Origin of the sequence: Polaribacter sp. Q13, assembly GCF_016858305.2 — a bacterium.
GTDB lineage: Bacteria > Bacteroidota > Bacteroidia > Flavobacteriales > Flavobacteriaceae > Polaribacter.
This window is the reverse complement of sequence record NZ_CP074436.1, coordinates 3136825-3159544: the sequence shown is the minus strand read 5'-3', so window position 1 is coordinate 3159544 and position 22720 is coordinate 3136825. Positions and strand designations below refer to the sequence as shown.

Below are 22720 nucleotides of genomic sequence, written 5' to 3'. Positions count from 1 at the left end.
ATAATTACGTAGCCACAACACTAACTTAACCTTCGATTTTCTAATAATAACTCATACTATTTATGAGGTTTTCTTATAACTCCAAACGGCTAAACTATTCATAACAATGGCATAAAATAATGTTTTTAATAACTGAGGAAGAATATCTGTAAAACCAGCACCTTTAAGCATTACCATTCGCATAACCTCTACAAAATATTTTATTGGATTGAATTCTGTAACTATTTGCGCCCACTCTGGCATACTTTCGATAGGTGTAAATAAGCCACTCATCAAAATAAAAATAACAGTAAAAAACCAAGCAATAAACATGGCTTGCTGTTGTGTATCCGTAAAGTTAGAAATGAATAGACCGATGCCTAAAATTACCAAAATATAAATAGAAGTGTATAAATATAGGAGAGGTAAACTACCAATCATTGGAACGTTAAATATCAGTTTTGCTAAAATTAACCCCACCGTTAACAAGCCCATTCCTATCACCCAAAACGGAAAAAGTTTACCAATTATAAACTGACTTTTTTTAATGGGTGTAACGTTTATTTGTTCTAAAGTTCCTATTTCTTTTTCTCGAACAATATTCATCCCTGAAAGGAATAAAGTAATCATGGTAACCAACAAAACAAGAATTCCCGGAACCATAAATGTTTTGTAATTCAATGTTTTATTATACCAGAATAAAGGAATGGTTGCAATACTAATTGGTTGAATTTGTTTGTCTGAAATTTGCAATAAATCTGTTTTTATCTGTTGATTAAAACTTTGTACAATTTGTGTTACATAAACGTTTTCTACACCTGCTGCTGCTCCATCAATAGCGTTAATAGTTATTCCTAATTTATTGTATTTATCTTTTTGTAAATCGCGCTCAAAGTAGTGGGGGATTTCTAACACAACATCTACCTTTCCTTTTAGCATTTCTGAACTTGCTAATTCTTCCGATGGAAAATCGGTTAATACATCAAAATAAGTAGAAGCATTAAATTTTTCTATCAATGCCCTAGAGGTTGAGGTATGATCATGATCGATATAGCCAAATTTAATGTTTTTCACTTCAAAAGTAGCTGCATTAGATAATATAACGAGTTGTAATAACGGTAAAACAAAAATGATTGGAAGCATTCCTTTATTTCTAAAGATTTGCTTAAATTCTTTCTGTATGATGTATAATATTGTTTTCATATTTTTAAAAGAATAAAGAGAATAAAACAGAGAAAAAAGACGTTTTTAGTACTGTCCAATATTCTCTCTAACCACTATCATTTATTATCTAAATTTCACTTTTTTGTTTAACTGAATACTGTGACTGTCAACTGCTACTGATTACTGCTACTGCAAACTGTTTCACTCCAATCTAATTTTATATTTTTTAATACTTAAGGCGATAAAAAACACAGTCATTCCTAATAAAATTAAGGTTTCTTTCCACACATATTGTAACCCAACACCTTTTAACATAATGCCCTTTATAATGATGATAAACCATTTTGCAGGTATAATATTACTGATCACTTGCAATGGAAATGGCATACTTGTTATTGGAAATATAAAACCCGATAATAAAATTACAGGAAGCATTAACCCCATTAAAGAAATCATCATGGCAGTTTGTTGCGTAGCCGAAATAGTGGATATTAAAATACCTAAGGCCAGTGCTGAAATAATAAATAAAACACTTTCTAAACCTAACAACAATAAACTTCCCTGAACCGGCATTTTAAAGATAAAAATACTCAGCAAGACAATAACAACCGCATTAATTATAGACAGAAAAATATAAGGAAATACTTTTCCTATAATTACTTGAAACGGTTTTATTGGTGACACTAAAAGTATTTCCATGGTGCCCAATTCCTTTTCTTTGGTAATAGAAATAGAGGTCATCATTGCAGAAACCAACATCAAAATAATAGTCATAACACCAGGCACAAACATGTACACACTTTTTAGTTCTGGGTTGTAAACCATACGTGTTTGTGGAATAATTTGATACGCAATTGTAATTTCTTTATTTAATTCTTGTTGATATTTTTGCAGAATCGCATTTACAAAATTACTAATGGTATTGGCTGTATTTGGGTCTGTGGCATCCGTAATTATCTGAACCGTTGCTTTGTTTTCTTTGATAAGGTTTTTACTAAAATCTTTTTCAAAATTTAAAACAGCTTTTACATGTCCTTTTTTAAAAATAGTTTCAATATCAGCTTCTTTTTCAATAATTTGCTTGATGCTGAAATATTTCGAAGCCGCTATTTTATTAATAATTTCCTCTGTAGTTGCATCCTTAGAATGATCTAAAATAGCAATATCTACATTGTTGATTTCGTTGGTAATAGCAAAACCAAAAAGCATAATTTGGGCAATCGGCATTCCAAAGAGGATAAACAACGAGCGTCTATCTCTAAATATATGGTAGAATTCCTTCTTTATAAAGCCTATAAATCTTTTCATTTTATATTTTTTTCTCTGGCGGATTTACCTCCCGCTGATTTCACGGATTATCGCAGATTTTTTTATTCTCTTTTCTGCGAAAATCAGCGTAATCTACGTCAAACACATACTAATCAACTCTTTACCTCTCGCTGATTTCGCAGATATCCGAAGTTTTTTTAATCAGTGTGTTTTATTTTTTCTTTTACGCTCATATGCGGGAAAATCTATAACCCGTTTACTTTTCTAAAAATTCCTTTTGTAATATTATCTTCATTAAAATTGACTAATATTCCTAATTTCAATTTTGAAAGTTTTAAATAAGTGAGTACTTGCTTATGATGAACCTTAGCTAATTTTTCAACAGATTTTATTTCTACTATTACTTTATCATTTACTAATATATCTAATCGATATCCATTATTTAGTTCAATATCATCATAAAATATTGGTAATATTACTTGCCTTTTAACAGTTAACCCTTCTTTTTCTATTTCGTAAGATAAAACTGTTTCGTAAACAGATTCTAACAAACCTGGACCCAATTCATTATAAACTTTAAAAATAGCTCCTCTAATTATATAGGATATTTCATTTTCCGTTTTTCCTTCCATAACTTTTGTTTTTTTTCATTTGTCACTCTCGCGGATCACACAGATAAGCGCAGATTTTTTCAATCTCTTTTCTGCGTAAATCCGCGTGATCTGCGGGAAAGTTTTTCAGCCCCTTGCAAGTTTTAAAAACACATCATTCATATTATCCACTTTAAACTGTTCTTTTAATTTTTTTGGCGTGTCTAAAGCTTCTATTTTACCATTTATCATGATGGAAACTCTATCGCAATATTCTGCTTCATCCATATAATGTGTAGTTACAAAAACAGTAGTTCCTTGGTGCGCAGCTTTGTAAATCAATTCCCAAAACTGACGCCTAGTAATTGGATCTACGCCTCCAGTGGGTTCATCTAAAAAAACAATTTTTGGGTCGTGAAGCAAAGACACCGAAAAGGATAACTTTTGTTTCCAACCCAATGGTAATGAACCTACCAATTTCTTAGCAACACTTTCTAAGCCTAATTCTGCTATTAAAATTGCTGATTTTTCTTTGATACGTTTTCTTGTCAAACCATAAATTCCACCAAAAAAGGTGATATTTTCTTTCACGGTTAAATCGTCATACAAAGCAAACTTCTGACTCATATACCCAATATTTTTTTTGATATCCTCTGCATGTGTAAACACATCAAAACCTGCCACTTTTGCTTTACCTGAAGTCGGAGTAGAAATACCAATCAGCATTTTCATTGCCGTCGTTTTTCCTGCACCATTTGCGCCTAAAAAACCAAATATTTCGCCTTTTTCTACCTCAAAAGTAATTTTGTTGACGGCTGAAAAATCTCCAAACATTTTGGTTAATTCTTCTACTTGTATGACTTTGTTGTTGTTCATTTTGTTTTATTAGAGACCTCACAGGTTTTAAAAACCTGTGAGGTCTAATACGCTGTTTATTTTGCTAGTTCCATAAAAGTATCCTCAATAGTTGCTGATGTTTTTTCAATTAAAACATTAGATAGGTTTTTAGATTCCAAGTATGTTTTTAAATCATCTGGATTAAAATCTGCTCTTGTATCTGTATAATGCACAAACTCTCCAAAAGGATATACACTATGGTTATATTCATACTCTTTTAAATTATTGATAAGCTGATACATGTTATTTGCCCCTACATTGTAAATTTGATACGGATAATGTTTTACAATGGCTTCTGGTGTATCAATTTCTAAAATTTTCCCATCCTGAATTAAAGCTATTCTATCACACAAAGCAGCTTCATCCATATACGGTGTAGAAACCAAAATGGTGATGTCTTTTTTCTGCAAACGTTTTAACATTTCCCAAAATTCTTTTCTAGAAACGGGATCAACTCCTGTTGTTGGTTCATCTAAAAACAACACTTTTGGTTTGTGAATTAAAGCACAACATAAGGCTAGTTTTTGTTTCATTCCGCCAGATAATTTTCCTGCCCTACGATTCTTAAACGGTTCTATTTGAACATAAATATCTTTAATTAAATCGTAATTTTCATCTATCGTTGTACCGAAAATAGTAGCAAAAAAATCTAAATTTTCCTCTACAGTTAAATCTTGATACAATGAAAATTTCCCTGGCATATAGCCAACGTTTTTTCGAATACTTTTATAGTCTGTAATTACATCAAAACCAGCAACGGTTGCAACACCTTCATTAGCAATTAAAAGCGTGGTTAACACTCTAAACAAAGTAGTTTTACCTGCTCCATCCGGACCAATCAAGCCAAAAAGTTCTCCTGGTTTTACTTCAAAAGAAATGTCTTCTAAAGCCTTTACGTTTTTATAAGATTTTGATATGTTAGAAACCGTAATGCTCATCAGTTTATACTTATTTTTTATAAAAATATTTTGGAATTACAATGATTAGAATTGCAATTACCACCCAAACACTTACTCTAAAAACCATGGCTTGAATACTTTCTACAGCAACAGTTTCACTTATAAATTTCAGATACAAAAAGATTGAAAAATGCATTCCTAAAATAACTAGAATCAACTTTTTGCTAATTGGTACATTCTTCCAAATTAGAAAGGCCGTAACAATAGAAATAACTCCAAGAACCACATTATAAATTACAAGCCATTTCAATACATTATAGTCTTTAGACTCAGCACCAAGTAACACAGTGGTCCCCGCGAAAGCGGACATTACCCCCAGAAATAAAGCAAATACAGCTCCGATAATATGTAAGAATTTCTGTTTCATTTTTAGTTGAAATAATCAGCGTATTCATTAATATTCTCCTCGATACTTTGTTTTAATTTTGCAGCTTCTTCAATTGTATTCGCTTCCGAAAGTGCATCTAATTTTGCAATTAAGGGTAAAAGCCAAACATGTAAATTATCATGCGAATCTCCTTTCATGGTGCAGTTCTTTATCACATAGTTTTTATCTACATTCAATTTTTCTGCCAATTCATAATAGCCTTCTAATGTATTGGATGAAAAATCTTTAATGCTATTTTGCATTTTTAACACACCTTCATTCGTTTCAGAATTCGCTTGCCATTTCTTACCATTATCTAGTTTAATTTCTTGTATCCAAGAATTAGAATATAGATCATTTACTTCTGCAGCTTCTTGTTTCTTAGTTGGTTTACAACTCACTAAAGCAAACAGCATTAATACATAAAATATAGGCTTCATCGTTTGAGTATTTATTAATTATTAGTATCTGAATTGCCAAACCACATTTCTGCTGGCATTCCAATTTTTAAGCTTCCGTCATTTGCCACATTAACTTTTACTGCATATACTAAAGCAACACGTTCTTCTTTAGTTTGAATAATTTTAGGCGTAAATTCCGCTTCAGAAGCGATCCAACTAACAGTACCTTCAAAAGATTTCATATCTTCGGTAGCATCAATTTTAACCGTAACTTTTTGTCCGATTTTAATGTTTGCCAATTGTGTTTCACTAATATAAACACGTAGTTCCATAGTACTTAAATCTGCAATTTTATACAAAGGCTTTCCAAAAGCAGTAATTTCATTTGGTTCTGCAAACTTGGTTAAAACGGTTCCGTTTACAGGGTTTATTATTTTACTTTTTTTAATTTGATCGTCAATTTGTTTTAATTGAACATCAATACTTTTTAGTTCGTTTACAACAGGTGCATTTTGTATTTCTACACTTTTAATCTGACTTTTAATAACATCTATTTCACCAGAAACATCATCTAATTGTTTTTGTGTACCGGCATTGTCTTTAATTAAATTCTCTACTCTATTTTTATTAATTCTGGCAGTATTTAATTTTGAATTTAACACAGAAATCTGTGATAAAACTCCTTTAGACTTGGAGCTAATTACAGACTTTGAAACGATTAATTGTTCTCGTTTTAAAGCTAATTGCACTGTATCTATAAAACCAACAAATTGATCTTTTCCTAATTGATCTCCTTCTTCTATAGAAAACTTCATTAATTTCCCGTTATTTTCTGCCGAAATAGTTATTTCTGTAGCTTCAAAATTTCCATAACCATCTGCTTTATCGTTGTTATTTCCACAGGAAAATAGAGTTGTAGCAATTATGCTTAATGTTAATATGTAATTATAGTTTTTCATTTTGTATGTTTTTTCTGCGTATATCAGCGGTAAAAATTTACTTTCCTTTTATCGTATTATAATTTGCTTTTGCTAATTGCACTTGTATTTTATGTCTTAATAAAGTGTTTTCTGCTTCAAATAAATTGGTAAATTCTGTAATATAAACCGAAGATGTGATGACACCATTTTTAAGTTGAGAATCTAATGTTTTCAATACTTTCTTCCGAAGATTGATGATCTCTTCATCCGAATTTATAAAAGCTGAAATCTTTTCTATTTCTTGTTGTTGTTTGTTGAGTTCTATATTGGTATTTAATTTAAAAATTTCAGTTTCATTTTCAATAATATCTTTGTTAATTGCCACTGTTGCTTGTTGCTTTTTGTTGGTATTCCAATCAAATACATTCCAATGTAATTTAACGCCCACTATATAATATGTCTGAAAAGAGTTATCCAACATATTTAATCCAGGATTTCCATAACCGCCAGTTGCAAAGCCATTTAATTTTACCGAATTTTGTTTAGAAATTAATGCTTCCTGACTGTTTATTTCTTCCTTTTTCAATTGAAATAAATCTAGTTCTGGTCTTGATATTTCCGTTTGTAATTCCGTTTTAACTAAAGGTTTTTCAAATTTTGTAGCGGTACTTACAGATTGCCCAATTATACTCGATAAAGTATTAATTAAAGTTGTTTTCTGACTTTCAATTGCTATAAATTGTTGTTTAATTTTTAAGATTTCAGCCTCTAAAACACTATCAGAAGAAGGCAATAAAACGCCGTGTTTTATACCCGATTGTACTTCCTTTAGTTTAGCTTCTAATTGCTTTTTTTTAGCTCCTAATAAGTTGAACGTTTCTTGGGTTAATAGAACAGAAAAATACAGTTGATTAATTTGTGCTTTTAACTGATAGATGTTGGCATCAACTTGTTTTTGTTTTGTTTTTAATTGTGCTTTTTTAACCTTTAAATTCGCAGCTGTTAAACCACCATTATAAATCAATTGATTTACAGATAAAGTTGCTTTGTATTGATCTTTATTTAAGGGATCTATATTCGCACTCGGAATCGGAATTTGAATAACTTCAGATTGATACGTTGCTTGTGCATCTAAGTTAATTTGTGGCAATTTCGAATTCGAAATAATTTCTGTATCTAGTTGATGTTGCTTCTCTAACAACTGATGTTGCTTAATTAAAGGATAATTTGTTTCTACTAAATTATAACAATCATTAAGCGTTAAACTTTCTTGGGCGAATGCCGAGATACTTAGTACTGTTATTAAAATGAATACTACTTTTTTCATCTTATTTTTTTATTGAATTAATGATAAAGTCGGCAACTTCAGTTTTACGATCTTCTATGAGTTGCTGAAATCCGTCTTCTTCAACTGCTATTAAACCTTGAATTAAAGGCTTGGCTATAAAAGGAAATACATTTAAGGCTAGAATATTGATAAATAATTGTGCTGCATTAACATTTTTGATAGTACCATTTTTAACTTCAAGAGCTACCTGTTTTTTAAATTTTTCTAGATTTGGAAATCCATTATTTCCTTTCATTTTTAACATAAAATCAGGATTTCTATTTAATTCTTGAATAATAAAATTAGGCAAATAAGGATGCTGCTCAATAAACGAAATATAGTTCGAAGAAAAATTTCGTATTTTATTTTCTATGGATGAATCGTCATTTAAAATAGCATTTATTTGAGGCGCTAATAAGGAAAAAGCATTTATAAAAACAGCTTCAAAAAGTAATTGTTTACTTCTATAATAATAGTGCAACATTGCTTTGTTTATGCCTGCCTCATTCGCAATTTCCTGCATACGAGCCCCATCCATTCCTTTTATCTGAAAAATGGACTTTGCAGCTTCTAAAATTTGACTTTCAGTATTTTCGTTTTTCTTATTTTTCATCATCAACTAAATAGTTTAACCAAACGGTTAACAAATGTACAAAAAATAATCAAACACCATATATGTTTGATTATTTTTCTAGAAATTCTCTTCCTTATTTTTTACTTAATTTTCTTTTAATCATACTAATTACAATCAACCCTAATATACCACCTAAAAGAGAAACCATAAAATTTAGACCAAGAAGCCATCCATGAAATGTTCCATTATGCATTATAGATTGTGGGTTAAAACCAAGTCTTCCAAAAAACTTAATTAAAAAGATACTGCCAAAAACACCTGCAATTGTATTGCCAACAATTCCAAATGAATATTTTTTAAATAGAACTCCAGTTGCAATTGCTCCAATTATTCCTATTAAAATACTTAATAAAGAAATTAAAGTTTCTGTCATAATACTCGATTTAGACTAATGCCCATAATCCATTTTATCTACTTTACCGCCCATTAATCTTTTTTGAATAATTGCATAAATTACAAGTAGAATAAAACCTATAATTCCCCATACTAAAGCTACTGATAATCCATACTCGGAAGCAGCGGTATTATAAATAGTTAGTGGTTCATGAATATCATTTACAGAAGGTAAAATCACAGGGAACAAAGATGCTAAAGAAGATGTAATTCCCCCTAATATTAATAAGGTTGACAACCAAAAAGCATGAATATCTTTTTTAATTTTTTTGATAAAAAACAAGCCGATTAATCCTGTAAGATAAATAAGAGGAAACACCAATAAATAAGGTTTATCAACAAAGTTATTTAAAGAATTAGGATTCACTATTTGCCAAACAAATAAAGAAAATATCGTTAAAACTGCCAAAGCAATATTCAATTTAAAAACAATACCTTTTAGTTTCTCGTTTATAGAAGAATTGGTTTTTAAAACCACCCAATTTGCACCATGTATTGCCAAAGTAACTACAGAAATTAAACCTATAATTATGGTAAACCAATCGATTACTCCTGGTGTAGCACTTAACGGACTAAAACTACTATCCCAAAGTGGCAAGAAAAAATAATGCCCTTCGTGTAAAGCGATTCCGTTTTCTACTGCACCTAAATTTACACCTCTCACAATGTTTCCTAATGCAATACCAAAAAATAAGGCTAATAACAAACTAGAAACTCCAAAAGAAACATCCCAAATGTCTCTCCACATTTGATATTTAAATTGACTTCTAAACTCTAACCCAATTGCTCTAAAAATAATTAACCATAAAACGATGATTAAGGGTAAGTAAAAGCCACTAAAAACCGAAGCATAAAACGTAGGAAAAGCCATAAAAAGCATTCCTCCTGCAGCAACTAACCAAACCTCATTAGAATCCCAAAATAATCCTGCAGATTTTGCAATTACTTCTTTGTCTTTTTCTTTTTTAGCAAAAAATAAATGAATAATTCCTGTTCCAAAATCATATCCGTCTAAAACAAAAAAGATTCCTAAAACAGTTGCTATTGTTATGTACCAAAATATTTCCATAGTTTAATGTTTTTGAAGTTTTGGACCTTCGTTAATAGTTTTTCCAACGAGTACTAAAAATAATAAACCAAGTAGCATATATAAAGCCACAAAACCTAATAAAGTAAATAAGGTGTTACCAGATGAGACAGTTGGCGAAATACCATCGCTTGTTTTTAACAATCCATATACTAAATACGGTTGTCTCCCTAATTCTGCCGTATACCAACCCGTAAGATTTGCGATATATGGAAACGGCACTAAAAACATAATAAACCAAAGTATTGGCTTAAAAGTATACAGTTTTTTTCGCCATAAAAAGAATAATGCTAAAGCCATTATACCAATAAATATAGTACCTAAACCAACCATTATATGATAAGAATAATAAAGAGCCGGAATATTATCTGGCAATTCTTCTTCTTTAAATTGATCCATTCCTGGAATCTGCTTGTTCCAATCTTGATGGGTTAAAAAACTTAAAATATTAGGAACTGCAATTTTATTATCTAGTTTTTTGTCTACCATATTTGGCTGACCAACCAAAACAATTTCTGCTCCAGCTTCTTCAGTTTCAAAAATTCCTTCCATAGCTGCAAAAGACGCTGGTTGGTGTTCTGCAACATTCTTAGCATTCCAATCTCCTGTTGGAAAAGCAACTAGTAAACTAGATATTAATCCGAAAATTACACCTGTTTTTAAAAATAGTTTTCCGTATTCTAATTGTTTTTTTCTTAAGATATAAAAAGCACCAATACTTGCTACCACAAAAGAAGAGGTTACAACAGAGGCCATTTGATTGTGTAAAAAAGCAGGCAACAACCAAGGATTACTAAACAAGGCTGAAAAATTTTCTAGAACATATTTACCGTTTTCTAAAATTTCATAACCTACAGGGTGTTGCATCCAAGCATTGGTAGCTAAAATAAACCAACCACTTGCCCAAGAACCTAGAAACACCAAGAATCCTGTTAAGAAATGGAGTTTTTGTCCCATTAATTTTTCACCAAAAATAAAGAGCGCTAAGAAGGATGATTCTAAAAAGAAAGAAAACATTCCTTCCATGGCTAAAGTTTGCCCAATAATCCCACCTGTTAATTCAGAAAATTTTGCCCAATTGGTACCAAATTGAAACTCCATAGGAATTCCTGTTACAACACCCATTGTAAAATTTACTGCAAAAATTTTCATAAAAAATTTAGCAGCATTGTTATATTTTTCGTCATTATTTCTTAAATATTTCCATTTAAAATAGACAATCATTAAAGATAGTCCCATTGTTAATTGCGGAAATATATAGTGAAATGTGATAGTAAATGCAAATTGCAACCTATCGTAAAAAATCATGTCTTCCATAGAAAACTTTTTAAATGTATTATAAAATATTAATTATTCTAAGCGCCAATAAAAATACGAGATTCGCAACTTAAAACCTTACTTTGTTGATTGAAAATTTTCAGCTTTCTTTTACTTTAATCGTAACCTCTAATTTAATCGTAGAAGTAATAGAATTAGAAATTAAACAAGCTGCTTCTGCTTTTTCTACCACTTTTTTGGCCAATTCAATATCAGCTTCATTAGAAATTGTAACAGTAGGTTTTAAAATAACTTCACTCATTTTAAATTTACGATCTACCATTTCTAGTTTTCCTTCTGCATCCGATTCAAAATCTATAAAATTGAGTTTAAAGTTTTCTGCAACTGCTAAAAAGGTAGTCATTAAACAACCATTAATAGCTGCCACAAAATAATGTTCTGGAGTCCAAATATTTGCTTCTCCTTTTGGGAATTCTGGAGGAGTTGCAATTGTAATTTTTTCATCTATTACATCAGAAGATAAAGTTCCTTTTCTATTTTCGTTCCAATTTACTTTTACCTGATAAAAATGTTCTTTTGCCATTTTAAATAATTTATTGGTCAAATTTATGGCCTTTACACAAAGCTATATGTAACTTATATTACAAAAGAGGCTGTCTTACACAAAACAGCCTCTTTATTTTAAAAATAGGGGATTATTTTTTTAGAATGCTATCTAAAACTAAATCTTTATCTAATTTCTTAGTACAGAAAAACCAGTCTTTACAGTCTAGTTCTTCTGTAGAATTCATTCTTTGCTCTGCAACACCACAAGAACCAGCTGGAGATACAATTACATCATCACCAGGATTCCAATCTGCTGGAGTTGCTACATTAAATTTATCCGAAGTCTGCATTGCAATTAAAGCTCTGTATAATTCATCAAAATTACGTCCTAAACTTAATGGGTAATAGATAATTGCTCTTACAGTTTCATTAGGATCTACAAAAAACACCGCTCTAACTGCTTGTGTTTTGCTTTCTCCTGGTTGAATCATTCCGTATTTTTTAGCAACATTCATAGAAATATCTTCTATTAAAGGAAACTTAACTTCTATGTTTTTCATTCCGTTAAATTCAATTTTATCTTTAATAGTTCTTAACCAAGCAATATGGCTATACAAACCATCTATAGACAATCCGATAAGGCTACAATTTGCTTTCTCAAATTTTTCTTCTAAATGTGCAAATGTCATAAATTCTGAAGTACAAACAGGCGTAAAATCTGCTGGATGACTAAATAAAATAGACCATTTTCCTTTATAATCTGAAGGGTAATTAATATCTCCTTGAGTTGTTACTGCTGTAAATTGAGGTGCTTTATCTCCAATTCTTGGCATTGCAAATGTTTCTTGTTCTTGATTTGTTTCTTGAGTATTCATATATGTTATATTTAATTGTTATCTGAAGTAAAATTACTTTAGAAATAGTACTTGCTTTGTAACATTTGTAACTTAAACCATACCGAAACTTTATGTTGTTATAAGGATTGTTAATGGTTTAAAAGTTGCCGTTTTATTATTTCGAAATTCATTTTAGCATCTAAAAAAGTTTACTGTTTTTAATATAATTGTTAATAAAAATCGTTTATGTTATCACTAAGATCATAGATGTTATTACTTTCTATTATGTTAGAAATAACACTACTTCCTGCTGCACTTCTGTAGCCTCCTGCACAATGCACTACAATGGGTTTATCTGTTGGGATTTTACTTTTTGATGCTCTTAACTGATGCAGTGGAATTGAAATAGCGTTTTCAAAAATCTTACCTTCATCAACTTCACTTTTATTTCTAATATCTATAATTGTGTATTGATCTGTATTGTTTTTAAAATCCTGAAGATCTAAAGGTTTAGAAGTTTCAAAACTAGTGCTATCTAAAGTTATAATAGATTTTACTTGTTTTTCGTAACCTATTTTAGCAATTCTACTAAGTATCACTTCTACATCATCAACCGTATTAATTACTAAATGAAAACTCTCATTTGGTTCTATAATAGATCCCAACCATGTTTCTACTTTGTCATTTTCTGTTTCTGCGATGATATTAAAACTTCCTTTTAGATGATTTTTTTGAAAATCGTCAGCACTTCTAACATCTAAAATTAAATCATTATTATTCTTAAAATCTGTAATTCCAAATTTAAAAGGGATGCTACCAAATACCGATTTAAAATTGTCGGCACCATTTTTATTGATATCAACATTAAACTCAAAATAAGAAGGAATAAAGGGTTGATCTTTTAAAATATGATTCATAAATTGTACTTCTGTCATATCTTGAAAAGCCCAATTTTCTTTTCTTTCTTTACCTAAAGTACTTTGAGAATCTGTACTCATATTTTTACCACATAAAGAACCTGCTCCATGAGCCGGATACACAATAGTTGCATCTGGTAAATGTGTAAATTTATGTTGTATTGTATGATACATCTTTTGGGCAAGCTCTTCTCTTTTAGCTTTCATATTACCCGCTTTTTCTCTTAAATCGGGTCTTCCAACATCACCAATAAATAAAGTGTCACCAGAAAACATTGCATGGTTATTTTCTTTATCAACAGCAATTATGGTAATACTGTCTGGTGAATGTCCTGGAGAATTTATAGAAGAAAACGTAACATCTCCAATAGAAATTGAATTACCATCATCAAAAGCTTCATGTGTATAATTTGCACCAACTAATTGGCTAACATAAATTTTTGCTCCAGTTTCTTTATGTAATTGTAAATGACTACTCACAAAATCTGCATGAGGATGTGTTTCAAAAATGGCTTTAATTTTTACTTGATGTTTTTCTGCCAATTCATAATATGGTTTTGGATCTCTAGAAGGATCTACCAAAGCCATATCACCGCCACTAATAATAGCATACGAATAATGTGCTAATGGCTTATCTTCAAATTGTATAACATTCATCTTTTTTATTGTTTATAAATTAAATTCCGACCTACTATTTTCATTCTCAATAACTGGTTATTAATTTTACTTATGCAAATTTAATAAACAATAGTTTTTATAAATGCAACAAATGTTACTTAGAAGAAAATTTTATATGATTATTTTTGTAAAAACTGTGTAGAAAACAAAGATTTTTAATGATAAAAATCATACTAAAAGATATGTACATCTTTTAAATTTATATTTGTGAAGAACTGGAAAATCATTTTCCCAATATTATTTAGTACTCTTATACTCTACAATAGTTTAAGAGTGTCTATTACGTATATCTATTATAATTTAGACACAGCGGGTTTTATAGAAGCGTATTGCGAAAACAAAGACAAACCAGCATTGCATTGTGATGGTAAGTGCCACTTAAAAAAAGTGACAAAAACTACAGACGAAGAAAAAAACCAACCAATACAACTTACTGATTTTAAAGATCTATTATTATATAGTGAAAAAGTGTCTTCTTTTCATTTAACTAAATTTACAGATCAAAATACATCTACTTTTCAGTATTTAAATCTCTATCATTTTAAATTACTAGCATCTTGTTTTCATCCGCCAAATGCATAATTTTCTTTTTATTTTATAGAACTTCTATAAAAAAACTACATAGTTAAAATTAAAATTATTACAGATGAAAATATTTTATAGTGTGCTTTTATGCACGCTAATTTCTGCTACATCTTATAGTCAAGAAAAAGTAGCCTCCAAAAAAGATAGTACGAAACAAAAAGCAGTACAACTAGATGAAGTTATCATTACAGGAAAAACAAAGAAAGACCCTGTATTTAGTTCCATCGCTAATAAATATGCTAAAAAAATAGTACAGCCAAAAAATGTTGCCGATTTATTTAACAACATCAATGGTTTTTCAGTAATTAAAAGAGGAAATTATGCCATAGACCCTTCTTTTAGAGGTGCGCAATATGAGCAATTAAACATTCAATATGACGGTGGTACAAAAGCAATGCATGCGTGCCCTAACAGGATGGATCCTGTAACAACACACATAATTCCTGAAGAAATTTCTAGAATTGAAATCATAAAAGGCCCTTATACCGTTAGATATGGTGCTACTTTTGGAGGAATTATAAACTTAGTTACACAAAAACCAAATTATGAAGATTATGGTTTTCATGGAAAAGTTTCTGGCGGCTTTGAAAGTAACGGAAACTCCATGGTTAATTTAGCAGAACTACAATACATCAATGAAAAATTTGATATTGTTGCCAGTGGTGGTTATAGAGATTTTGGAAACTATAAAGATGGCTTTGGAACTGAAATTCCGTCTTCTTTTAAAAGCTCTGATTACGGAATTAAAGTTGGCTACAACTTTACCGAAAACCAACGTTTAAAAGTAGATTGGAGACAATCTTTTGGTCGTGATGTTTTACACGCTGCTTTACCAATGGATACAGAATATGACAACAGTAGTATTCTTTCTGTTGACTATAAAATAGACCATATAGCAAAAGTTATAAAAGCGATTACAGTAAAAGGATACCATAGTTATGTAGACCATTTAATGACCAATACTAACAGACCTTCTTTTATGATGACGGAAGCTGCTTCTTCTGTTGAAGCTACTACTGCTGGTGGTAAAATTGAAATCAATTGGCTACCCTCTAAAGCTCTAGATATGTATTCTGGAATTGATTTAATGAATATTGCAAGAGATGGTGGAAGAACTAGAATTGTTAAAATGATGAATGGAAGTATGCTTGCAACACCAAAAACTTTTTATGATAAAACTTGGCAAGATTCTTACATTACAGACCTTGGTTTTTTTACAGAAGCAAAATACAGTATCGCAGAAAACACCATTCTAACAGCTGGTATTCGTTATGACAATGTAACGTCTGATATTAAAGATCCCGCTGCAGATTTTGCCGAAATGTATAATTTAAAAAAACGTACAGAACATACTTTTAGCGGAACTGTTTCTATTAAAAAAATGATTTCTGATGCCTTTACTTTTGAGGCTGCTTATGGCCGTGGAATAAGAACTGCTAACATGATAGAGCGTTATATAAATCATTTTACAGTTGGACAAGACCCTTATAAATATGTAGGAAATCCAGATTTAAAAGCGGAGGTAAACAATCAGTTTGAAATTGGAATTAAAGGCTTTGAAGAACTTAAAAACGGATTTAATAGTTTTCAGTTTGAAACTTCGGTGTACTATTCTTATTTCGAAAATTACATTGTAGGAATCGTAGACCCAAGCATTTCAAGAAAATTTAATCCAACTACAGATCCTACTAGTGTAAAAGTATTTCAGAATTTAGACGAAGCATACAAAACTGGTTTCGAAGCGATGGCTCGTGTAGATTTTTTAGATTTCTATAATTTTAAAACGGAGTTTTCTTATGTGTATACAAAAAATAACGATTTAGACGAATCTTTACCTTTAACCCCACCTTTTACCACCAAATTTACTTTCGGTTTTCAAAAAGAATATATTTGGGCAAATGCGCAATATAATTTGGTTTCTAAACAAGACAATATTTCTGAAAGTTACGGAGAAACATCAACCGCAGGTTACCAAACTTTAGATCTTCGTTTTGGTGGAAAACCTCTTAAAAATATTACCTTAGGTGTTGCTGTTTTAAATGTATTTGACAAAGGATATAACAGTCATTTAAACTTTTCATTTACAAACCAAGCAGATTTTGGAAGAACTCCGGTTACAGAACCAGGACGTAATTTCTCTGCATTTTTACAGTATAAGTTTTAGAAAAAGAGAATGTACAAAACCTCAAAGGTTTTTATAACCTTTGAGGTTTTGTTTCAGATTTAACTCTAAAAATATCGTGTAATTTCTATTTCTTCACAAACTTAACAAACAACTCCATTTCTTGTCTATTCTGATAAGAATTATAACATTTTTCAAAAATATCCAAAGAAAAATAAGATTCGAAATAAGATAGATATTCTTCTTTATTCCCACCAAAAGGTGGATGATCTTCATTGAGTTTTGCATCAAAAAGTAAACCAACTAATTTACCTTCATCATTTAATAAATCTCTCATTTTTGATGCGTATTTTACTCGTAAATCAGGATTGATAGCACAAAAAAAAGTTTGTTCTATTATCAAATCGAAAGTAGCTTCTAAATCAAAAAAATTGCCATGAATTAATTGATTTTCCGGAAAACTAGGAACTCTATCTTTCAAATTCTCAAGCGGATTATGGCAAATATCAACCACAGAAACATTTTTAAATCCGTTGTTAAAAAGATACTCTGCTTCGTAAGAATTTCCACCACCCGGAATCAATATTTTAAGTTCTTTATTTGTTAATTGATCAAAATAAAATTTTAAAGGCGGAGAAACAACTCCTAAATCCCAACCAATTTTTTGAGTTTCATACTTTTTCTCCCAAAACTTCTCAGATAAATTCAACATTTCTAGTATTATAGTTATTATTTCATAGAATAACGGTAATCATTTTACTACCTACAAAATAGAGTTTATATTTGTAGTCTAGTTCAAAATAAACACTTTTTATGGAAACTTTAGATGCTGCAAAGAAAAATCTAACTGAAAAGGGATTTTTAGATATTGAAACTCCTAATATTGATTATGTTGAGGAAATCTTAAAACTAAAAAAAGAGAAGAATGCCGTTATTTTAGCGCATTATTATCAAATAGATGAGATTCAAGAAATTGCAGATTTTGTTGGTGATAGTTTAGCATTGGCGCAACAAGCCGAAAAAACAGATGCAGATATTATTGTTTTTGCCGGGGTTCATTTTATGGCAGAAACTGCCAAAATATTAAATCCGACTAAAAAAGTTTTATTACCAGACTTACTAGCAGGTTGTTCTTTAGCAGATTCTTGTCCGCCAGAACAGTTTTCAGAATTTAAAAAGAAACACCCAGACCATATTGTTGTTACGTACATTAATTGTTCTGCAGAAATTAAAGCGTTAAGCGATTACGTTTGTACCTCATCTAACGCTAGAAAAATTATCGATTCTATTCCGCAAGATCAACCTATTATTTTTGCACCAGATAGAAATTTAGGAGATTATTTAAACAAAGAAACAGGTAGAGAAATGTTACTTTGGGATGGCGCTTGTATGGTTCACGAAGCTTTTTCTATGGAAAAGTTAATAACTTTATACACAGAACACCCAGATGCAGAATTAATTGCGCATCCAGAATCTGAAGCACACATGCTAAAAGTGGCTAAATATATTGGCTCTACTTCTGGTCTTTTAAATCATGTAAAAAACAGCGATAAAAAGAAATTTATTGTAGCTACAGAAGCTGGTATTTTGTTTGAAATGATGCAAGAAAATCCTGATAAAATAATTATTCCTGCACCAGCAAAAGAAGATAATACTTGTGCTTGCAGCGAATGTGCATACATGAAAATGAATACAATGAAAAAATTGTATTTATGTTTAAAACACGAATTACCCAATATAGAAGTTGAAGAAGAATTGGCAAAAAAAGCAATTATTCCTATCAACAGAATGTTAGAACTTTCTAAATAACACCTTAAAATGTTACCTGATAAAAAAATAATTTCTACAGATTTTCTAGTAATTGGTTCTGGTATTTCCGGATTAACTTTTGCCCTAAAAACGGCAACTAAGTTTAAAGATGCCAAAATTACAATTGTTACAAAAGACGAACAAAGTGAATCTAACACTAAGTATGCACAAGGTGGAATTGCTACTGTTTATAACAGAACTGTAGATAGTTTTGAGCAACATATAAATGATACTTTAGTTGCTGGAGATGGTTTGTGCGATGAAGAAGTAGTAAAAATGGTGGTAGGTGATGCTCCAAAAAGACTGCAAGAATTAATTGATTGGGGAACCCAATTTGATGAAAATGAAAATGGAGATTACGATCTAGGTCGTGAAGGAGGACATTCTCAAAATAGAATTTTACATCATACAGATATTACAGGAGCAGAAGTTGAACGTGCCTTATTAGCACAAGTAAATGCACTTGAAAACATTGATTTTTTAACGCATCATTATGCAATTGATTTAATTACCGAGCATCAAACAAAAAAGAGAAAGACGAAACGAAATGGCAAAATTTCTTGTGATGGTGCTTATGTTTTAGATGAAAAAAATGCAATTGTAAAAACTTTTGTAAGCAAATTTACCATTTTAGCTTCTGGTGGTAATGGACAAGTATATGAAACTACTACAAACCCTGTGGTTGCTACTGGTGATGGAATAGGAATTGCATACCGTGCAAAAGCAGAAATATCTGAAATGGAGTTTATTCAATTTCATCCAACGGCATTATACAACCCAGGAGAATACCCTGCTTTCTTAATTTCTGAAGCTGTTAGAGGTTTTGGTGCTAAGTTAAGAGACTACAATGGTGACTTCTTTATGCATAAATATGATGAAAGAGAAGAATTAGCCTCTAGAGATATTGTTGCTAGAGCTATAGATAACGAATTAAAGAAGAGTGGAAAACCACATGTATATTTAGATTGTACGAATTTAGATATGGAAAAATTTAAAGAGCATTTTCCTAATATTACAGAAAAATGTGCTTCTTTAAATATTGATGTAACTAAAGATTTTATTCCTGTTGTACCTGCATCTCATTACATATGTGGTGGTGTAAATGTGAACAAAAAAGCGAAGACTTCTATTAAGAATTTATACGCTTGTGGCGAGGTTACCAGAACTGGTTTACATGGTGGAAATAGATTGGCATCTAATTCTTTATTAGAAGGATTAGTCTATGCTCATAAAGCTTTTTTAAATGTTTCTAAAAAATTTAGTAAAGCTAAAATGCCTAAAGATGTTCCTGTATGGAATGACAATGGTGTTATTAAAAACATGGAAAAAATATTAATTGCTCATGATAGAAATGAAGTAAAAACTATTATGACAAATTATGTTGGTATTGTGCGTTCTAACGAGCGTTTAAAACGTGCTGAGAAGAAGTTAAGGGTACTTTATGAAGACAACAAACGCTTGTATGATTATTCTGAACTTTCTGTAGATTTATGCGAATTAAGAAACCTTATTACAACAGCATATTTAATAACCCAATTTTCTAAAAAGAGAACCGAAAACTGTGGTGGTTTTTATAGTTTAGATTGTATTACTGAATAACGAAAGCACCTAAAATTAATTAGATGCTTTCATTTAATTCTATTGTAAATAATTAAATCCCCCGATTATTATTTACAATAGAAACTAAATCTTTTTTCTGAACAACGCCAGATTGCCTCCAAACCTGTTTTCCAGATTTAAATAAAATTAAAGTAGGCACACCTCTAACTTGGTATTTTGCTGCTATAGGTTGATTTTTATCAACATCTATTTTAATAATAGAAACGGTATCACCTAAAGTGTCTTTTACTTCTTTTAAAATTGGACTCATCATTTTACAAGGTCCACACCATTCTGCAAAAAAATCTACTAAAACAGGTTTATCTTGATTTATAATTTCTGAAAAATTGCTCATGCCTAAGAACTTTTTTATGATTATTTGTTAAAGGTAATACTCCAAATTCCTCTTACTTGGTTTTCACTATATCCAATTGCCAAATCATTTGGATATAACTTATCTATTTGCGCTAAAGTGCTATTTTTAATATCTACAGTTGGTTTTCCGTGACATTGTAAACACATACTATTTGTTTTAATTGGATAATACACTTTTACATTTTCTGCAGATTCTATAACAACTGGTACTGACTCTTTATTTAATTTAGCCTCTTCTTTAAACACTGTAATATACCCATTTTCTATAGCATCTGCCTTATTCTTAGGATTTCTAGGTTTATCAGACACCCTTTTAATAGTTGCTTTGTGTACCACAGACATACTATCTGTTAAAGGGAATGCTTTTACATTACAAAATTTTAATGCAGCTAGCGTTCCTTCTTTTTGAATTTTACTCATTAAGTTTTTCCCTAAAACAGCCTTCGTAGAAAGTGCATATTTTAAACCTCTTTCATTGTAAGGTACGTTTTTAAAATTATTTCCTTGTTGTTGTCTTCGCATTCCATTGCCATTCCCCATTCCATTACCGCCTCCGTTTCCATTTCCATGCTGTTGATTATAATGTTCTTCAAACCATGCTGGTTTTTCAATATCAAACTCAAATATATAATCTGCAATTTGTTTGACTGTCTCTTCTGGAAAATCCATTTTAGGCATTACTCCAAAACGTTTTACAGCGCCATACATTTTAGCATTTTCTGCTGTTGGGTTTTTAATAAAATCTTGCAAGGAATTAATAAATGCTTCTTTAGAACTATTGCCCATTGAATAACGCTTTTTTATAGCAATCATTGGTGGTGCAATTCTATTATCTTCTATGGTGGTTGGGTTGTGGCATACATAACAGTTTGTTTCCATTAACTTTTTACCAGGATGGTTTTGCATTTCTGAAACGTCATCCTTCTTAGAATAAGAAGGCTTTTTAGCATCTTTGCAACCAAACAGAACAGCAATTGCTATGAAAAAAGTAAAATATTTCATTGTTTTTATTACAAAAATAAGACTCCACTTTAAATTACACAGTAACTAATGTTACAGTTCTAAAACTTTTATACTATTTCTAAATAATTGAATTTTACTTTCGTTTTCTAATTTTTTTAATAATCTAGATACTACAACTCTAGAGGTGTGTAAGTCTTCAGAAATTTGTTTGTGTGTAACATGTAAAAGATCATTATGGGTAACCATCGCCTTGTCTTTTAAGTATTTAAAAAGGCGTTCATCCATTTTTAAAAAAGCAATCGTATCTAAAGCTTCTAAAAGCTCATCCATTCTACTGTGATACGTTTGTAAAATATAAGATTGCCAAGATTTATATTTCCCTAACCAATCTGCCATTTTTTCTTTTGGCAACATAATTAGCTCAACATTTGTTTCTGCAACAGCTCTAATTTTACTTTTTGTTTGTCCCATACAACAAGAAAGCGTCATGGCACAAGTATCTCCTTTTTCTAAATAGTATAAAACAATCTCATCACCATTTTCATCTTCTCTAAGAATTTTAATAGCTCCAGAAATTAATAAAGGCATAGATTTTATATAATCTCCAACTTCTATAATAGTAGTATTTTCTTTAAACTCCTTAGAAACACCTAATTGCTCAATCTCTAAGATTAAATCTTTCTCTAAAAGATAACCAAAATTATTTTCTAGTTTATTAGTCATATACCTTATTTTTTTCATCTATAAAAATAGTGAAATAGTTGTTAAAAATAAAGCATATTCTAACTTAATGTAACCACAAAAGCCCGAGATAACCTCAGGCTCTTATAAAATATTTGGGGGAAATTATTTTGCTTTTTTATCTGTACTCATTAATAAATAAACCGTGACAACCAAACCAACAACAACTACAGCAAAAATACCTATCATAATGGTACCATTTACCCAAGAAACCTGTGGTATATTTAAAAAATTCATAAGCGTTTTATTTTAAATTCAAAATTAATATATAAAATTATTTTAAG

General features: G+C 30.5%; 25 protein-coding genes. 4 read left to right on the top strand and 21 right to left on the bottom strand.

Going from position 1 to position 22720, the window contains the following annotated elements; genetic code table 11:
* Window positions 1–60 precede the first annotated feature (60 nt).
* The 16 genes from JOP69_RS13275 to JOP69_RS13200 form a co-directional block, all read right to left on the bottom strand.
* Entirely contained in the window at window positions 61–1182 is a 1122-nt protein-coding gene (locus JOP69_RS13275; RefSeq protein WP_203393310.1) for an ABC transporter permease, read from the bottom strand.
* A gap of 162 nt (window positions 1183–1344) precedes the next feature.
* Entirely contained in the window at window positions 1345–2451 is a 1107-nt protein-coding gene (locus tag JOP69_RS13270; RefSeq protein WP_166383458.1) for an ABC transporter permease, read from the bottom strand.
* A 206-nt stretch (window positions 2452–2657) separates the two neighbouring features.
* Window positions 2658–3044 (bottom strand): GxxExxY protein, encoded by a 387-nt coding sequence (locus JOP69_RS13265; protein ID WP_203393311.1) that lies wholly within the window; start codon window positions 3042–3044, stop codon window positions 2658–2660.
* Window positions 3045–3149: 105 nt separating this feature from the next.
* A complete protein-coding gene (locus JOP69_RS13260; RefSeq protein WP_203393312.1) occupies window positions 3150–3878 on the bottom strand; it encodes an ABC transporter ATP-binding protein in 729 nt (242 codons plus the stop codon).
* A 56-nt stretch (window positions 3879–3934) separates the two neighbouring features.
* On the bottom strand, window positions 3935–4837 hold the full coding sequence (locus JOP69_RS13255) for an ABC transporter ATP-binding protein (protein WP_203393313.1): 903 nt from the start codon (window positions 4835–4837) through the stop codon (window positions 3935–3937).
* Window positions 4838–4847: 10 nt separating this feature from the next.
* Entirely contained in the window at window positions 4848–5225 is a 378-nt protein-coding gene (locus tag JOP69_RS13250) for a hypothetical protein (RefSeq protein ID WP_203393314.1), read from the bottom strand.
* Between the two features lie 2 nt (window positions 5226–5227).
* On the bottom strand, window positions 5228–5665 hold the full coding sequence (locus JOP69_RS13245; protein ID WP_203393315.1) for a hypothetical protein: 438 nt from the start codon (window positions 5663–5665) through the stop codon (window positions 5228–5230).
* Between the two features lie 14 nt (window positions 5666–5679).
* Complete coding sequence (locus JOP69_RS13240) at window positions 5680–6585, bottom strand: HlyD family secretion protein (protein WP_203393316.1); 906 nt, start codon at window positions 6583–6585, stop codon at window positions 5680–5682.
* A gap of 37 nt (window positions 6586–6622) precedes the next feature.
* Complete coding sequence (locus JOP69_RS13235) at window positions 6623–7873, bottom strand: TolC family protein (protein WP_203393317.1); 1251 nt, start codon at window positions 7871–7873, stop codon at window positions 6623–6625.
* 1 nt (window position 7874) lies between these two features.
* Window positions 7875–8489, bottom strand: coding sequence for a TetR/AcrR family transcriptional regulator (locus JOP69_RS13230; RefSeq protein WP_349666051.1), 615 nt, complete (start codon window positions 8487–8489; stop codon window positions 7875–7877).
* A gap of 91 nt (window positions 8490–8580) precedes the next feature.
* Complete coding sequence (locus tag JOP69_RS13225) at window positions 8581–8880, bottom strand: hypothetical protein (protein WP_203393318.1); 300 nt, start codon at window positions 8878–8880, stop codon at window positions 8581–8583.
* Window positions 8881–8895: 15 nt separating this feature from the next.
* Window positions 8896–9969: a cytochrome d ubiquinol oxidase subunit II gene (cydB, locus tag JOP69_RS13220; protein WP_203393319.1), complete on the bottom strand. Its 1074-nt coding sequence runs from the start codon at window positions 9967–9969 to the stop codon at window positions 8896–8898.
* A 3-nt stretch (window positions 9970–9972) separates the two neighbouring features.
* Window positions 9973–11304: a cytochrome ubiquinol oxidase subunit I gene (locus JOP69_RS13215; protein WP_203393320.1), complete on the bottom strand. Its 1332-nt coding sequence runs from the start codon at window positions 11302–11304 to the stop codon at window positions 9973–9975.
* Between the two features lie 100 nt (window positions 11305–11404).
* Complete coding sequence (locus tag JOP69_RS13210; protein ID WP_203393321.1) at window positions 11405–11848, bottom strand: OsmC family protein; 444 nt, start codon at window positions 11846–11848, stop codon at window positions 11405–11407.
* A 112-nt stretch (window positions 11849–11960) separates the two neighbouring features.
* Window positions 11961–12686 carry a peroxiredoxin gene (locus JOP69_RS13205; protein ID WP_203393322.1) on the bottom strand — a complete coding sequence of 242 codons (726 nt, stop codon included), beginning with the start codon at window positions 12684–12686 and terminating at the stop codon, window positions 11961–11963.
* Between the two features lie 191 nt (window positions 12687–12877).
* On the bottom strand, window positions 12878–14221 hold the full coding sequence (locus tag JOP69_RS13200; protein WP_203393323.1) for a rhodanese-like domain-containing protein: 1344 nt from the start codon (window positions 14219–14221) through the stop codon (window positions 12878–12880).
* Between the two features lie 228 nt (window positions 14222–14449).
* Between JOP69_RS13200 and JOP69_RS13195 the strand changes: the two genes are divergently transcribed.
* Together JOP69_RS13195 and JOP69_RS13190 are read left to right on the top strand one after the other, a co-directional pair.
* On the top strand, window positions 14450–14824 hold the full coding sequence (locus tag JOP69_RS13195; RefSeq protein ID WP_203393324.1) for a hypothetical protein: 375 nt from the start codon (window positions 14450–14452) through the stop codon (window positions 14822–14824).
* Window positions 14825–14888: 64 nt separating this feature from the next.
* A complete protein-coding gene (locus JOP69_RS13190) occupies window positions 14889–16991 on the top strand; it encodes a TonB-dependent receptor (RefSeq protein WP_203393325.1) in 2103 nt (700 codons plus the stop codon).
* A gap of 85 nt (window positions 16992–17076) precedes the next feature.
* Here the strand turns inward: JOP69_RS13190 and JOP69_RS13185 are convergent, their stop codons facing one another.
* On the bottom strand, window positions 17077–17658 hold the full coding sequence (locus JOP69_RS13185; RefSeq protein WP_203393445.1) for a methyltransferase domain-containing protein: 582 nt from the start codon (window positions 17656–17658) through the stop codon (window positions 17077–17079).
* Window positions 17659–17762: 104 nt separating this feature from the next.
* Here JOP69_RS13185 and nadA point away from each other — a divergent pair, with 104 nt between their 5' ends.
* Both nadA and nadB read left to right on the top strand, forming a co-directional pair.
* On the top strand, window positions 17763–18758 hold the full coding sequence (gene nadA, locus JOP69_RS13180; RefSeq protein ID WP_203393326.1) for a quinolinate synthase NadA: 996 nt from the start codon (window positions 17763–17765) through the stop codon (window positions 18756–18758).
* A 9-nt stretch (window positions 18759–18767) separates the two neighbouring features.
* Window positions 18768–20357 (top strand): L-aspartate oxidase, encoded by a 1590-nt coding sequence (gene nadB, locus JOP69_RS13175; protein WP_252191118.1) that lies wholly within the window; start codon window positions 18768–18770, stop codon window positions 20355–20357.
* A 52-nt stretch (window positions 20358–20409) separates the two neighbouring features.
* On the opposite strand, the gene trxA is transcribed toward nadB, so the two are convergent.
* The 4 genes from trxA to JOP69_RS18735 form a co-directional block, all read right to left on the bottom strand.
* On the bottom strand, window positions 20410–20712 hold the full coding sequence (trxA, locus tag JOP69_RS13170) for a thioredoxin (RefSeq protein ID WP_203393327.1): 303 nt from the start codon (window positions 20710–20712) through the stop codon (window positions 20410–20412).
* Between the two features lie 20 nt (window positions 20713–20732).
* A complete protein-coding gene (locus JOP69_RS13165) occupies window positions 20733–21734 on the bottom strand; it encodes a DUF3365 domain-containing protein (protein ID WP_203393328.1) in 1002 nt (333 codons plus the stop codon).
* 51 nt (window positions 21735–21785) lie between these two features.
* On the bottom strand, window positions 21786–22418 hold the full coding sequence (locus tag JOP69_RS13160; RefSeq protein ID WP_203393329.1) for a Crp/Fnr family transcriptional regulator: 633 nt from the start codon (window positions 22416–22418) through the stop codon (window positions 21786–21788).
* Window positions 22419–22541: 123 nt separating this feature from the next.
* Window positions 22542–22673, bottom strand: a complete 132-nt coding sequence (locus JOP69_RS18735; RefSeq protein WP_284041315.1) for a hypothetical protein — start codon at window positions 22671–22673, stop codon at window positions 22542–22544.
* Between the last annotated feature and the right edge of the window lie 47 nt (window positions 22674–22720).